The sequence below is a fragment of the Streptomyces sp. NPDC050738 genome, assembly GCF_040654175.1.
Classification (GTDB): domain Bacteria; phylum Actinomycetota; class Actinomycetes; order Streptomycetales; family Streptomycetaceae; genus Streptomyces.
The window spans coordinates 13,968-27,508 of record NZ_JBFAHN010000015.1; the positions used below are offsets into that span (position 1 = coordinate 13,968).

The 13,541-nt window shown below is 69.7% G+C and carries 10 protein-coding genes; 6 read left to right on the forward strand and 4 right to left on the reverse strand.

Annotation, left to right across the window (positions count from 1 at the left end; all coding sequences use genetic code 11):
• Window positions 1-10: 10 nt before the first annotated feature.
• From AB0H78_RS30135 to AB0H78_RS30145, 3 genes are read right to left on the reverse strand one after another with little or no spacing between them, the layout of a single operon-like run.
• A complete protein-coding gene (locus AB0H78_RS30135; RefSeq protein ID WP_363237820.1) occupies window positions 11-1,003 on the reverse strand; it encodes an ABC transporter permease in 993 nt (330 codons plus the stop codon).
• Window positions 996-2,036, reverse strand: coding sequence for an ABC transporter permease (locus AB0H78_RS30140; protein ID WP_363237821.1), 1,041 nt, complete (start codon window positions 2,034-2,036; stop codon window positions 996-998). Before AB0H78_RS30140 ends, AB0H78_RS30135 begins: the two co-directional genes overlap by 8 nt.
• Entirely contained in the window at window positions 2,033-3,550 is a 1,518-nt protein-coding gene (locus AB0H78_RS30145; RefSeq protein ID WP_363237822.1) for a sugar ABC transporter ATP-binding protein, read from the reverse strand. Before AB0H78_RS30145 ends, AB0H78_RS30140 begins: the two co-directional genes overlap by 4 nt.
• 251 nt (window positions 3,551-3,801) lie before the next feature.
• Here AB0H78_RS30145 and rhaI point away from each other — a divergent pair, with 251 nt between their 5' ends.
• From rhaI to AB0H78_RS30175, 6 genes are read left to right on the forward strand one after another with little or no spacing between them, the layout of a single operon-like run.
• On the forward strand, window positions 3,802-4,971 hold the full coding sequence (rhaI, locus tag AB0H78_RS30150; RefSeq protein WP_363237823.1) for an L-rhamnose isomerase: 1,170 nt from the start codon (window positions 3,802-3,804) through the stop codon (window positions 4,969-4,971).
• Between the two features lie 56 nt (window positions 4,972-5,027).
• Window positions 5,028-7,073: a bifunctional aldolase/short-chain dehydrogenase gene (locus AB0H78_RS30155; protein ID WP_363237824.1), complete on the forward strand. Its 2,046-nt coding sequence runs from the start codon at window positions 5,028-5,030 to the stop codon at window positions 7,071-7,073.
• Complete coding sequence (locus tag AB0H78_RS30160; RefSeq protein ID WP_363237825.1) at window positions 7,070-8,536, forward strand: rhamnulokinase family protein; 1,467 nt, start codon at window positions 7,070-7,072, stop codon at window positions 8,534-8,536. Before AB0H78_RS30155 ends, AB0H78_RS30160 begins: the two co-directional genes overlap by 4 nt.
• 46 nt (window positions 8,537-8,582) lie before the next feature.
• On the forward strand, window positions 8,583-9,338 hold the full coding sequence (locus tag AB0H78_RS30165; RefSeq protein WP_363237826.1) for a (Fe-S)-binding protein: 756 nt from the start codon (window positions 8,583-8,585) through the stop codon (window positions 9,336-9,338).
• Complete coding sequence (locus AB0H78_RS30170; protein WP_363237827.1) at window positions 9,335-10,753, forward strand: lactate utilization protein B; 1,419 nt, start codon at window positions 9,335-9,337, stop codon at window positions 10,751-10,753. Before AB0H78_RS30165 ends, AB0H78_RS30170 begins: the two co-directional genes overlap by 4 nt.
• The gene (locus AB0H78_RS30175; RefSeq protein ID WP_363237828.1) at window positions 10,750-11,382 is read left to right on the forward strand and encodes an LUD domain-containing protein; all 633 of its coding nucleotides are present in this window, start codon (window positions 10,750-10,752) and stop codon (window positions 11,380-11,382) included. Before AB0H78_RS30170 ends, AB0H78_RS30175 begins: the two co-directional genes overlap by 4 nt.
• A 3-nt stretch (window positions 11,383-11,385) precedes the next feature.
• Here AB0H78_RS30175 and ligA read toward each other — a convergent pair whose 3' ends face one another.
• Complete coding sequence (ligA, locus tag AB0H78_RS30180; protein WP_363237829.1) at window positions 11,386-13,461, reverse strand: NAD-dependent DNA ligase LigA; 2,076 nt, start codon at window positions 13,459-13,461, stop codon at window positions 11,386-11,388.
• Window positions 13,462-13,541 lie beyond the last annotated feature (80 nt).

Consider the following 13,541-nt stretch of genomic DNA (forward strand, 5'->3'; position numbering starts at 1 on the left):
AGAAGAGGGGTTACGAGGTCAATGTGGGCAGGGCCGTCCGGCCCGCCCGTGCGACGGCGATCTGCCGAGCGACCCGCGGGCCGAGCACGGAGACGACGAGCAGGACGCCGGTGACGACGATCTGCGACTGCGCGGAGACTTCCAGCAGGCTCATCACGTCCTGTGCCGCGCCGAGGAGGAAGACTCCCGCGATCGCGCCGCCGAGGGTCCCCTTGCCGCCGTCGAAGTCGATGCCGCCGAGGAGAACGGCTGCCACGACGGAGAGTTCGAGCCCGGTGGCGTTGTCGTAACGGGCACTGGAGTAGTGCAGCGCCCAGAAAATACCGGTGAGAGAGGCCATGAAACCGGTGACGACGAACAGCACCAGCTTCTGGCGCTTGACCCGGATCCCGGCGAACCGGGCGGCTTCCTCATTGGCGCCGACGGCGAAGAGCGAGCGCCCGAACGGGGTGGCGTGCAGCACGACCGCCGCGATCGCGAGCAGCACCAGGAACGGCAGGAACGCCTGCGGGAGGAAGGTGTCCCCGATCCTGCCGGCCGCGAAGTCCTGGTACGGGGCCGGGAAGTCGGTCACCGCGTTCGAGCCGAGCACGATCTGTGCGATGCCCCGGTAGGCGGCGAGGGTGCCGATGGTGACGGCGAGGGACGGCAGCCCGAGACGCGTCACAAGCAGCCCGTTCACCAGTCCGCAGGCCACGCCGAGCAGCAGGCAGAGCGGGATGATCGTCTCGATCGACATGCCCTGGTTCCACAGGGCGCCCATCACGGAGCCCGACAGCCCGGCCGTGGAGGCCACCGACAGGTCGATCTCGCCGGCCACCACGAGCAGGGTCATCGGCAGGGCGACCAGGGCGATCGGCAGGGTGTTGCCGATGAGGAACGACAGGTTGAGGGCGTTGCCGAAGCCGTCCACGAAGCCGAACGAGAACAGCAGCAGGACGATCAGGAGGGCGCCGACCACAGTGTCCCAGCGGACGGCGCGGGAGAGCGGTGAGTCAGCCATGGCGAGCGTTCCTCTTCTTCAGTGCGGCGGCCACGCGCAGGGCGACGATGCGGTCGACCGCGATGGCGAGGATGAGCAGGATGCCGTTGATGGCGAGCACCCAGACGGAGCTGACACCGAGCGCGGGCAGCACGCTGTTGATGGAGGTGAGCAGCAGGGCGCCCAGGGCGGCGCCGTAGACGCTCCCGGAGCCCCCGGTGAAGACGACGCCGCCGACCACGACGGCGCTCACGACGGTGAGTTCGTATCCGGTGCCGGTGCCGGAGTCGACGTTTCCGAACCGGGCGAGGTAGAGCGCACCCGCGAGACCGGCCAGACCTCCGCAGAAGATGTACGCGGCGAGGATCCGCTTGCGTACGGGAATGCCCGCGAGCCCCGCGGCCTCGGGGTTGGAGCCGAGCGCGTACAGCTCGCGTCCGCTGCCGAACTGCTTGAGGTAGTACGCGGTGGCCACCAGCACCGCCAGGGCGATCAGTGCGAGGTAGGGCACCGCGGAGATGCCGCCGGAGCCGAAGTCCACGAAGCCGCCGGGGAGGTCGGCCGCCGTGATCTGCCGTGGGCCGACCCAGATCGAGTCGACGCCCCGGATGATGTAGAGCATCCCGAGGGTGACGACGAGCGCGGGCACCTGGCCGAGGCTGACGAGCAGGCCGTTCAGCAGGCCGCACCCGATGCCCAGCAGGACGGCGAGGACGATCGCCACGACGGGGTTGCCGCCGCCCTGGAGGTAGGTGCCTGCCGCGAAGGCGCTGATGCCCATCGTCGAGCCGACGGACAGGTCGACGTTGCGGGTGATCACGACCAGCGACTGGCCTGTGGCGACCAGCACCAGGATGGTCGCGTTCAGCAGCAGGTCCTTGATCCCCTGCTCGGAGAGGAACTCGCTGTTGCCCATCTGGGTGATGACGATCATCACCAGGAAGACGGCCAGGATGGCGAGTTCGCGCATCTTGAACACGCGGTCGACCAGCCGGGTGCCGCTCGACTTGGGCACCTCGGCGGCGGGTACGGGGTTGGGTGCGGTCACCGTCATGCGGCGGCCCTCCCGGTGGCTGCGGCCATCACGGCTTCCTCGGTGGCTTCGGAGCGTGGTATCTCGGCGGTGAGCCGGCCCTCGTGCATCACCAGCACGCGGTCGGCCATGCCGAGGATTTCGGGCAGGTCGGAGGAGATCATCAGGACGGCGACCCCATCGGCGGCCAACTCGCTCAGCAGCCGGTGCACTTCGGCCTTGGTTCCGACGTCGATGCCGCGGGTCGGCTCGTCGACGATCAGCACCTTGGGCCCGGTGGCCAGCCACTTGGCGAGGACGACCTTCTGCTGGTTGCCGCCGGAGAGCGTGGAGACGGCGTCGGCGATCCGGGCGTACTTCACCTGGAGCTTGAGCGCCCAGTCCAGCGAGCGGCTGCGCTCGGCGCCCCGGTCCACGAGACCGGCCTTCACGCTCGTACGCAGTCCGGTGAGCCCGATGTTGCGCTCGATGGACATGCCCATCACCAGGCCCTGGGCGCGCCGGTCCTCGGGTACGAGGGCGAGTCCGGCGGCCATCGCGGTGGACGGGGCGCCGTTGGCGAGCGTCCGCCCGTCGACGGCCACTTCGCCGGCGTCCCACCGGTCGATGCCGAAAACCGCGCGGGCGACTTCGGTACGTCCGGCGCCGACGAGGCCCGCGAGGCCGACGATCTCGCCCTGACGGACGTCGAAGGAGACGTCGGTGAAGACGCCTTCGCGGGTGAGGCGCCGGACGCTCAGCGCGATCTCGCCGGCCCGTACGTCCTGCTTGGGATACAGCTCTTCGAGGTCGCGGCCGACCATGCGGCGTACGAGGTCGTCCTCGGTCATGCCCTGAAGGGGCTCGCTGGAGATCAGGGCGCCGTCGCGCAGGGTCGTGACCCGCGTGCAGATCTTGAAGATCTCTTCGAGGCGGTGCGAGATGAACAGCACCGCGGCGCCCTGGTCGCGCAGGGCGCGTACGACGCCGAACAGGCGGGCCACCTCACTGCCCGTCAGGGCCGCGGTGGGTTCGTCCATGATCAGGACGCGGGCGTCGAAGGAGAGCGCCTTGGCGATCTCGACGATCTGCTGGTCGGCGATGGACAGGCCGCGGGCCGGGCGGTCGGGGTCGAGTTCGACACCGAGGCGCTGCATCAGGGCCAGGGTCGCGGTGTGTGCGGCCTTGTGGTCGATACGGCCGAGGGACCGCCGTGGCTGGCGCCCCATGAAGATGTTCTCGGTGATCGAAAGATCGGGAAAGAGCGTCGGCTCCTGGTAGATCACGGCGATGCCGGCGTCCCGGGCGTCGGCCGGACCGTGGAAGACGGTCGGCTCGCCGTCGAGCAGCAGGTGCCCGGCGTCTGGGCGGTGGACGCCGGCGAGCGCCTTGATGAGGGTCGACTTGCCCGCACCGTTCTCGCCGGCCAGGGCGTGCACCTCGCCGGGAAACAGTTCCAGGGAGACATCGCGAAGGGCGCGTACGGCGCCGAAGGACTTCGAGAGGTCCCTGAGCGCCAGGACGGGGGCCGGATCCGTGTCGGACCGGTGGTTCATGAGGACTCCTCAGCGACGCGGCGGGTAGCCCTCACTGCGTCGTGAAAGGTTTCAACTGGGTTGCCGGGACGTTATTCATGACAACGGTGTCGCGTCAACGGGTCCCGGTCGAAATTCCGACCACGGGAGGTCACAACAGAGTTACGGTCAACTGCCGTGGCGAGAAGGGTTGACAGCCTCGGCGCGAGCCCCTACGTTCCGGCTTGAATCGTTTCACTAAATCGTTCAGCCCGATGCGTAGGAGCTCCACCGTGTCCGACCTCGCCGCAGTGAAGGCCGCCCTCAAGACCCAGGCCGTCGAGACGCCGTCCTGGGCGTACGGGAACTCGGGGACGCGCTTCAAGGTGTTCGCGCAGGCAGGGGTGCCCCGTACCCCCTTCGAAAAGGTGGACGACGCGGCCACCGTGCACGCGTTCACCGGCGTGACACCGGCCGTCTCGCTGCACATTCCATGGGACCGGGTCGAGGGGCCGGGCGGCTACAAGTCCCTCGCGGTGTACGCCGAGGAGCGGGGCCTGCGGCTGGGCGCGATCAACTCCAACACCTTCCAGGACGACGCCTACGCCCTGGGCAGCGTCTGCCACCCCGACCCCGCGGTGCGCCGCAAGGCCGTGGACCATCTCCTCGCATGCGTCGACATCCTGGACGCGACGGGCTCCAAGATCCTCAAGCTGTGGTTCGCCGACGGCACGAACTACCCCGGCCAGGACGACATCCGCGAGCGCCAGGACCGCCTGTCCGAAGCGCTGCGGGCCGTATACGCACGCCTCGGCGACGACCAGCGGATGCTGCTCGAATACAAGTTCTTCGAGCCCGCCTTCTACGCGACCGACGTGCCGGACTGGGGCACCGCCTACGCGCACTGCCTCAAGCTGGGCCCCAAGGCGCAGGTCGTGGTCGACACCGGCCACCACGCGCCCGGCACCAACATCGAGTTCATCGTCGCGAGCCTGCTGCGCGAGGGAAAGCTCGGCGCCTTCGACTTCAACTCGCGCTTCTACGCCGACGACGACCTCATGGCGGGCGCGGCCGACCCCTTCCAGCTGTTCCGGATCATGTACGAGGTGATCCGCGGCGGCGGCTTCACCCCGGACGTGGCGTTCATGCTCGACCAGTGCCACAACATCGAGGCCAAGATCCCGGCGATCATCCGCTCGGTGATGAACGTCCAGGAAGCCACGGCGAAGGCGCTGCTCGTCGACCGTGAGGCGCTCGCCGGCGCCCAGCGCTCCGGCGATGTGCTCGCCGCCAACGCGGTCCTCATGGACGCGTACAACACCGACGTCCGCCCGCTCCTCGCCGAGGTACGTGAAGAGCTCGGCCTGGACCCCGACCCGGTCGCCGCCTACCACCGCTCCGGCCTCGCGGCGAAGAACGCCCAGGAGCGCGTCGGCGGCACACAGGCGGGCTGGGGCGCCTGACCCTTCAGCACATGCCGACCCCGCACCGCTCACCCCACTCACCAGCAAGGACACCCATGCCTTCCCCTCTTCACCCCGAAGCGGCCGCACTGATCGAGCGCTCGCACCGCCTGGGCGCCGACCCGCGCAACACCAACTACGCGGGCGGCAACACCTCCGCGCAGGGCACCGCGACCGACCCCGCGACGGGCGGCGACGTCGAGCTGATGTGGGTCAAGGGATCGGGGGGCGACCTCGGGACGCTCAAGCCCGAGGGGCTCGCCGCGCTGCGCCTGGACCGGCTGCGCGCACTCAAGGACGTGTACCCGGGGGTGGAGCGCGAGGACGAGATGGTCGCCGCGTTCGACTACTGCCTGCACGGCAGGGGCGGTGCGGCCCCCTCCATCGACACCGCGATGCACGGACTGGTCGACGCCGCACACGTGGACCACCTCCACCCCGACTCGGGCATCGCGCTCGCCTGCGCCGCCGACGGCGAGAAGCTGACCGCCGAATGCTTCGGCGACACCGTGGTCTGGGTGCCCTGGCGCCGGCCCGGCTTCCAGCTCGGCCTGGACATCGCCGCTGTGAAGGCCGCAAACCCGCAGGCCATCGGGTGTGTGCTCGGCGGTCACGGCATCACCGCGTGGGGTGCGACCTCGCAGGAGTGCGAGGCCAACTCGCTGCACATCATCGACACCGCCGAGACCTTCCTGGCCACGCAGGGCAAGGCCGAGCCGTTCGGTCCCGTACTGCCGGGATACGAGCCCCTCGCGGAGGCCGAGCGCCGCGAGCGGGCAGCCGCCCTGGCACCGCACATCCGGGCGATCGCCTCGCAGGACAGGCCGCAGACCGGGCACTTCGACGACTCCGATGCGGTTCTCGACTTCACGTCGCGTGCCGAGCACCCGCGGCTCGCGGCCCTCGGCACGTCCTGCCCCGACCACTTCCTCCGTACGAAGGTGCGCCCGCTCGTCCTCGACCTGCCGCCGACCGCGGACCTGGAGGTGGCGATCGCGCGGCTCAAGGAGCTGCACGCCGCATACCGCGAGGAGTACGCCGCCTACTACGGGCGGCACGCCGATGCCGCCTCCCCCGCGATGCGCGGTGCGGACCCGGCCATCGTCCTGGTGCCCGGAGTCGGCATGTTCAGCTTCGGCAAGGACAAGCAGACCGCGCGCGTGGCGGGCGAGTTCTACGTCAACGCGATCAACGTGATGCGCGGCGCCGAGGCGGTCTCCACGTACGCACCCATCGAGGAGAGCGAGAAGTTCCGCATCGAGTACTGGGCCCTGGAGGAGGCCAAGCTGCAGCGGATGCCCAAGCCGAAGCCCCTCGCCACCCGGGTGGCTCTGGTCACGGGCGCGGGCAGCGGCATCGGCAAGGCGATCGCCCGCCGGCTCGCCGCCGAGGGGGCTTGCGTGGTGGTCGCCGACCTCGACACGGCGAAGGCCGAGGCGGTCGCGGCGGAGCTGGGCGGCAGCGACATCGCTGTGGCCGTCACGGTCGACGTGACCTCCGAGGATCAGATCGAAGCCGCCTTCAAGGCCGCGGTGCTCGCCTTCGGCGGTGTGGACCTCGTCGTCAACAACGCGGGCATCTCCATCTCCAAGCCGCTGCTGGAGACGACCGCCAGGGACTGGGACCTCCAGCACGACATCATGGCCCGCGGCTCCTTCCTGGTCTCGCGCGAGGCGGCCCGTGTCATGACCGCGCAGGGTCTGGGCGGCGACATCGTCTACATCGCTTCCAAGAACGCCGTGTTCGCCGGCCCCAACAACATCGCCTACTCGGCGACCAAAGCCGACCAGGCCCACCAAGTGCGCCTGCTCGCAGCCGAGTTGGGAGAGCACGGAATCCGCGTCAACGGCATCAACCCCGACGGCGTGGTGCGCGGATCCGGGATCTTCGCGGGCGGCTGGGGAGCCAAGCGCGCAGCCGTGTACGGCGTCGAGGAGGAGAAGCTCGGCGAGTACTACGCCCAGCGCACCCTCCTCAAGCGCGAGGTGCTCCCCGAGCATGTCGCGAACGCCGTCTTCGCCCTCACCGGCGGCGACCTGACCCACACCACGGGCCTGCACATCCCGGTCGACGCGGGCGTCGCGGCGGCATTCCTGCGATGAGCGAGCACCTCACCACCTTCGCCGCGGTCGACCTCGGCGCGTCCAGCGGACGCGTCATGGTCGGCCGCGTCGGACGCGACACCCTCGAACTCCACCAGGCCCACCGCTTCCGCAACCGCCCGGTTCACCTGCCCGAGGGCCTGCGCTGGGACATCCTGGCGCTGTACACGGGCGTCCTCGACGGCCTGCGGGCCGCAGGCGCCGCGGCCGGCGGCCGCCTGGCGTCCGTCGGCGTGGACAGCTGGGCCGTGGACTACGGCCTGCTCGATGCCGCCGGGGCCCTTCTCGGCAACCCCGTCCACTACCGGGACAGCCGCACCGAAGGCGCGGCGGAGAAGGTGTGGGCGTCCGTCCCCGCCGAACGGCTGTACGCGACGACGGGCATCCAGTACGCCCCGTTCAACACGCTCTACCAGCTCACCGCGGCCCGGGACACGCCCCAACTGGCTTCGGCGGAGAGGTTGTTGCTGATCCCGGACCTCCTCACGTACTGGCTGACCGGAGAGGCGGGCACCGAGCTCACCAACGCCTCCACCACCCAGCTCATCGATCCGCGCACCCGCGACTGGGCACACCCCCTGGCCGCCGCCCTGGGCATCGACCTCGGCCTCTTCGCACCGCTGCGCCACCCCGGCGACCCGGCCGGCCACCTGCTGCCCGCCGCCCTGGAGGCGACAGGACTGACCGGACCCGTCCCGGTCACCGCGGTCGCCTCGCATGACACGGCATCGGCGGTGGCCGCCGTACCCGCGGCACACGGCGAGCGGTTCGCCTACGTCTGCACGGGCACCTGGTCGCTCGCAGGACTCGAACTCGACGCACCGGTGCTCGGCGAGGACAGCAGAACCGCGAACTTCACCAACGAGCTGGGCATCGACGGCACGGTCCGCTATCTGCGCAACATCATGGGCCTGTGGTTGCTGCAGGAGTGCGTACGCGAATGGGGCGATCCGAACATGTCCGCGCTGCTCCGGGACGCGGCAGCGGTCCCGGCGCTCCGTTCGGTGGTGGACGCATCGGACCCCGCATTCCTCGCCCCCGGGGGCATGCCGCAGCGCATCGCCGACGCGTGCCGGGCCACGGGACAGCCGGTGCCGACGACTCCCGCCGAGACCACCCGCTGCATCCTCGACTCCCTCGCGCTCGCCCACCGCACGGCGATCGAGGACGCCCAGCGGTTGTCCGGGCAGACCGTGGACACCGTGCACATCGTGGGCGGTGGCGCCCGTAACGAGCTGCTGTGCCAACTGACCGCCGACGCCTGCGGACTCCCCGTGGTCGCAGGCCCCGCGGAGGCTTCGGCACTCGGCAACGTCCTGGTGCAGGCACGCGCCCAAGTCTTGGTGGGCGACCGGTCCGACATGCGCGCCCTGCTGTCCCGTACCCAGCGACTCGTACGGTACGAGCCGCAGCCCGGCCGGGCTTCATGGGACGCGGCGGCGGCGCGCATCGCCGCGCCCTGACCGTCGCCCCTACGCCTTCCACCAACCGATTGATCAAGGAGCCGCGATGCGAGTCGCCCTGTTCCTCACCTGCGTCAACGACGCGCTCTATCCGGACACGGGCCGCGCCGTGGTGACCCTGCTCAACAGGCTGGGCGTCGACGTCGAGTTCCCGATGGGACAGACATGCTGCGGCCAGGCCCACTACAACACCGGCTACCGACGCCAGGCCGAACCATTGGCCACCCGCTTCGCGGAGGTCTTCGGAGCGTACGACGCCATCGTGACCCCCTCCGGATCGTGCGGCGCGATGGTCCGCGAGCTCTACCCGCGCATGGGCGAACGGGCGCAGGCGGAGGGCCGCGGCGACGTGCTGGCGCGGACGGTGGCGGGCGTGGTGCCCAAGACGTACGAGCTGACGGAGTTCCTGGTGGATGTGCTGGGCGTGACGGACGTGGGCGCGTACTACCCGCGCACCGTCACCTACCACCCGACCTGCCACGGGCTGCGCAGCCTGGGGCTGGGCGAACGACCGCGTCAACTCCTGCAAGCCGTCAAGGGACTTGAACTGCGCGAGCTGCCGGGGGCGGAGGAGTGCTGTGGTTTCGGGGGAACCTTCGCGATGAAGAACTCCGATGTTTCCGTGGCGATGGGCGAGGACAAGGTCCGCAACGCCGCCTCGACCGGAGCCGATGTGTTGTGCGCGGCGGACAACTCGTGCCTGATGCACCTGGGCGGCACGATGAGCCGGCTGAAGGTCGGGATACGTCCGGTGCACCTGGCGGAGATTTTGGCGAGTACGGAGAAGGAGCCGTTGGGATGAGTGGGACGTTTGTGGGGATGCCGTCGTTTCCGGTGGCGGCGCGTGTGGCGGTGAACGATCCGGTGCTGCGGGGGAATCTGCGTCATGCCACGCACACGATCCGGGCGAAGCGTGCGGTGGCGGTGGGTGAGCTGTCGGACTGGGCGCAGTTGCGGCAGGCCGGGAAGGAGATCAAGGACCGGACGCTGCGATATCTGGACACCTACCTCATCGAGTTGGAGGAGCGGGTCACCGCGGCCGGCGGGATCGTGCACTGGGCGGCCGACGCGGATGAGGCGAACCGGATCGTGATCGACCTGGTGAAGGCCACGGGCGAGTCGGAGGTGGTGAAGGTCAAGTCGATGGCGACCCAGGAGATCGGCCTCAACGAGGCTTTGGAGGCGGAAGGCATCGCCGCTTACGAAACCGACCTGGCGGAGCTGATCGTGCAGTTGGGCGAGGACCGCCCCTCGCACATCCTGGTGCCCGCCATCCACCGCAACCGCGGCGAGATCCGGGAGATCTTCGCCCGCACCATGGGCGACTGGGGCCGCCCGGCCCCCGACCATCTCACCGACAGCCCCGCGGAGTTGGCGGAGGCGGCCCGGCTGCATCTGCGGGAGAAGTTCCTGCGCGCGAAGGTCGCCGTCTCGGGGGCCAACTTCATGATCGCCGAGACGGGGACGATGGTCGTCCTGGAATCGGAGGGCAACGGACGTATGTGCCTGACCCTGCCCGAGACCCTGATCTCGGTGGTCGGTATCGAGAAGGTCATCCCCGCCTGGCAGGACCTGGAAGTGTTCCTGCAGACCCTGCCCCGCTCCTCGACGGCGGAGCGGATGAACCCCTACACCAGCACCTGGACCGGCACCACCGACCAGGACGGCCCCCACACCTTCCACCTGATCCTCCTCGACAACGGACGCACCACCACCCTGGCCGACGAGGTGGGGCGCCAGGCGCTGCGTTGTATCCGCTGCTCGGCCTGTCTGAATGTGTGCCCGGTCTACGAGCGGGCCGGCGGCCACGCGTACGGCTCGGTCTATCCGGGCCCCATCGGCGCGATCCTCTCCCCGCAACTGCGCGGCACCCAGTCCGCCATCGACGCCTCCCTGCCCTACGCCTCCACCCTGTGCGGGGCGTGCTACGAGGTGTGCCCCGTCGCCATCGACATCCCCGAGGTCCTGGTCCACCTGCGCGAACAGGTCACCGACCAGCCCGGATCCGGCCACCGCCTGGAGAAATCAACGATGAAGGCGGCCGGCTGGATCCTCAACCACCCCGCCGCCCTGACCACCATCGAGCGCCTCGCCGCGAAGACCCGGGCCGTGCACCCGAAGAAGGTCCCCGGGGCATCGGCGTGGACCGACCGGCGTGACCTGCCCACCCTGCCCGCAGAGCCGTTCCGTGACTGGTGGAAGAAGAACCGCACATGAACACCCGCGACACGATCCTGGCCCGCATCCGCACGGCGGTCGCCGACGCCCCCCAGGCCCCCGAACCCACCCGCACCTACCAAACCACCCACACCCCCAACACCCCCCAAACCCTCACCGACCTCCTCGCCCACCACCTCACCGACTACCGCGCCCACGTCCACCACACCCACCACGCCGGGCTCCCCGACCTGATCGCCCGCCTCCTCACCGCACACGGCTCCCACACGGTGCTCATCCCACCCGGCCTGCCGGCCGCCTGGCTGGAGGAGGCGAACACGCAACAGATCCCGGACAGTTCGACCAGCAGCCCGGCCGACCTCGACACGGTCGACAGTGCGGTGACCGGGTGTGCGCTGGCCATCGCGGAGACCGGCACGATCGTCCTGGACGGCGGCCCCGACCAGGGCCGACGACGCATCACCCTCATCCCCGACCACCACATCTGCATCGTCCACACCCCCGACCAGATCGTCGCGTCCCTGCCCCACGCCCTGCCCCGCCTCGACCCCACCCGCCCCCAAACCTGGATCTCAGGCCCCTCCGCCACCAGCGACATCGAACTCGACCGCGTCGAAGGCGTCCACGGACCCCGCACCCTCGACGTCATCCTCGTCACCAGCGGCTGACGCTCAGGTCAGGTATCCGCCGACGAGCTCGGCAAATTCGGCCGGGGTGGCGATACGCGTACCGAGGGCTTCGGCCTTGGCCTGCTTGGAACCGGCATTGTCCCCGGCGACCAGAAGCGAGGTGCGTTTGGAGACGCTCGACGAGGACTTCCCGCCTGCCCTCTCGATGAGTTCGTTCATCTCATTGCGGGAGAGCTCCTCCAGCGGGCCGGTCATGGCGCCGGTGACCACCACCGTCATCCCCGACAGTGGCCCGGCGGCAGCCTCCTCCGCGGGCTCCACCCCCTCTTCCTTCGGAGCGGGCGGGACCGCGCCGGGTTCGCTGAGGTTCACTCCGGCAGCGGCGAGTTTGTCGATGAGCGGGGCGAGTTCGGCCAGCTCCGCCACGATCACCGGGGCTTTCTCCACGCCGATGCCCTCGACCTCCTGGATGGCCGCCGCATTCGCGGCGCGCAGATGATCCATGGTGGCGAAGTGCCGGGCGATACGCCGAGACATGGAACGTCCGGTCCCCCGGACGCCGAGCGCGGCAAGGACGCGGGCCAACGGTTGCCCCTTGGCCGATGCGATGGAGGCGAGCAGGTTGTCCGTGCTGGTCTCCCCCATCCGCTCCAGTCCGAGCAGTTGCTCGCGGGTCAGGGCGAACAGGTCCGCAAAGTCGCCGACCAGGCCGGCATCGACCAACTGGACCACACGCGTGGCACCGAGGCCCTCGATGTCGAGCTGGTCGCGTCCCACCGCGTACGCGATCGAGGCCACGACTCTGCAGTTGCGGCCCCTGACACAGCGCCAGCGCTGTTCGCTGCTGTCGATCTCCGACCCGCACTGCGGGCACACTTCCGGGAAGACGATGGGCAGTTCGTCACCGGTCCGCAGATGCACGAGTGGCGCTTCGATGCGCGGAATGATGTCACCGGCCTTGTAGACCATCACCTGGTCGCCGAGGCGCAGATCGCGGCGGGTGATGTCGGCCGGGTTGTGCAGGGTGGCATAGGTGACGGTGCTCCCGTCGATCTCGACCGGCTCCAGGACCGCACGGGGCGCGACAATGCCGGTGCGCCCCACATTCCATTCCACCTCCAGGAGCCGGGTGACCTTCTCCACCGCGGGCAGTTTGTAGGCGATCGCCCAGTGCGGCGCCCGCGACCCGGATCCGGCATCCCGCTGGTCGACGGCGAGGTCGGCCTTGATGACGATGCCGTCGATCCCGAAGGGCAGTTCGGCTCGTGCGGCTGCGATCTCCTCGACCCGGGCCAGCACGTCCTCGGTGGTGGACGCGGTGTGTGGTGAGACCGCGCTGGTGGCGGCGGTGTGCACGCCAAGCCCTGCGGCGAACTCAAGGATCCGGCTGTGCGGCATGTCCTTGAGGGCATCAGCTTGTTCACCGGTGCTGTCCAGTGCCAGCACTCCGTAGCAGAAGAAGGTCGTCTCGACCCGGTAGGGCCGGTCCTTCGCCCGCAGCGTGCCGGCCGCCCCGTTGCGGGGGTTGGCGAAGGGAGCACCGCCGTGCGCGGTCCTCACCGTGTTGGCCTCTTCGAACTGGGCCGTGGTCATGAGGACTTCGCCCCGCACTTCGAGCGTGAGCGGCTCCTGAAGGGTGGCGGGCAGGCCGGTGACGGTGTCGATCGCGTGCGACACGTCCTCGCCGGAGATGCCGTCGCCGCGCGTGACCAGCTGGACGAGCCGCCCGTCGCGATAACGGGCCGCGATCGCCAGGCCGTCGAGCTTGGGCTCCACGCTCCACGACGTGACCGGGCGCCCGATTCTTCGCTCCACCGAGGCCGTCCAGTCGGTGAAGCCCTCCGGGGAGAACACGTTGTCCAGCGACAGCATGGGCGCAGTGTGCGGTACGTCCCCGACGGTCGCCCCGCCGCCGACCTTCCCGGTCGGCGAGGACGCGAGGGCGTGTTCGGGGTGCTCGGTCTCGTAGGCGTCGATCGACCGCACCAGACGGTCGTAGGCATCGTCGTCCAATGCGCTCTCGCCCGACGTGTAGTACGCGGCTGCCGCCTGGACGGCGGTCTCGACCGCCTCGGCGTAGGCGGCGGCGTCGGCAGGGCCGGCAGGAGTTGTCGTCATGAACATCATCCTGCCGTCCACCACTGACAACGGTGTTCGAGGCTGTACGCACCGAAGGCCCAACATCGTTAATCGACTGC

Coding starts and splice junctions, on each gene's coding strand:
- AB0H78_RS30155 (WP_363237824.1), top strand. CDS start 5,028: ATGCCTTCCCCTCTTCACCCCGAAGCGGCCGCACTGATCGAGCGCTCG.
- AB0H78_RS30165 (WP_363237826.1), top strand. CDS start 8,583: ATGCGAGTCGCCCTGTTCCTCACCTGCGTCAACGACGCGCTCTATCCG.
- AB0H78_RS30140 (WP_363237821.1), bottom strand. CDS start 2,036: ATGACGGTGACCGCACCCAACCCCGTACCCGCCGCCGAGGTGCCCAAG.
- AB0H78_RS30145 (WP_363237822.1), bottom strand. CDS start 3,550: ATGAACCACCGGTCCGACACGGATCCGGCCCCCGTCCTGGCGCTCAGG.
- AB0H78_RS30160 (WP_363237825.1), top strand. CDS start 7,070: ATGAGCGAGCACCTCACCACCTTCGCCGCGGTCGACCTCGGCGCGTCC.
- AB0H78_RS30170 (WP_363237827.1), top strand. CDS start 9,335: ATGAGTGGGACGTTTGTGGGGATGCCGTCGTTTCCGGTGGCGGCGCGT.
- AB0H78_RS30175 (WP_363237828.1), top strand. CDS start 10,750: ATGAACACCCGCGACACGATCCTGGCCCGCATCCGCACGGCGGTCGCC.
- AB0H78_RS30135 (WP_363237820.1), bottom strand. CDS start 1,003: ATGGCTGACTCACCGCTCTCCCGCGCCGTCCGCTGGGACACTGTGGTC.
- ligA (WP_363237829.1), bottom strand. CDS start 13,461: ATGACGACAACTCCTGCCGGCCCTGCCGACGCCGCCGCCTACGCCGAG.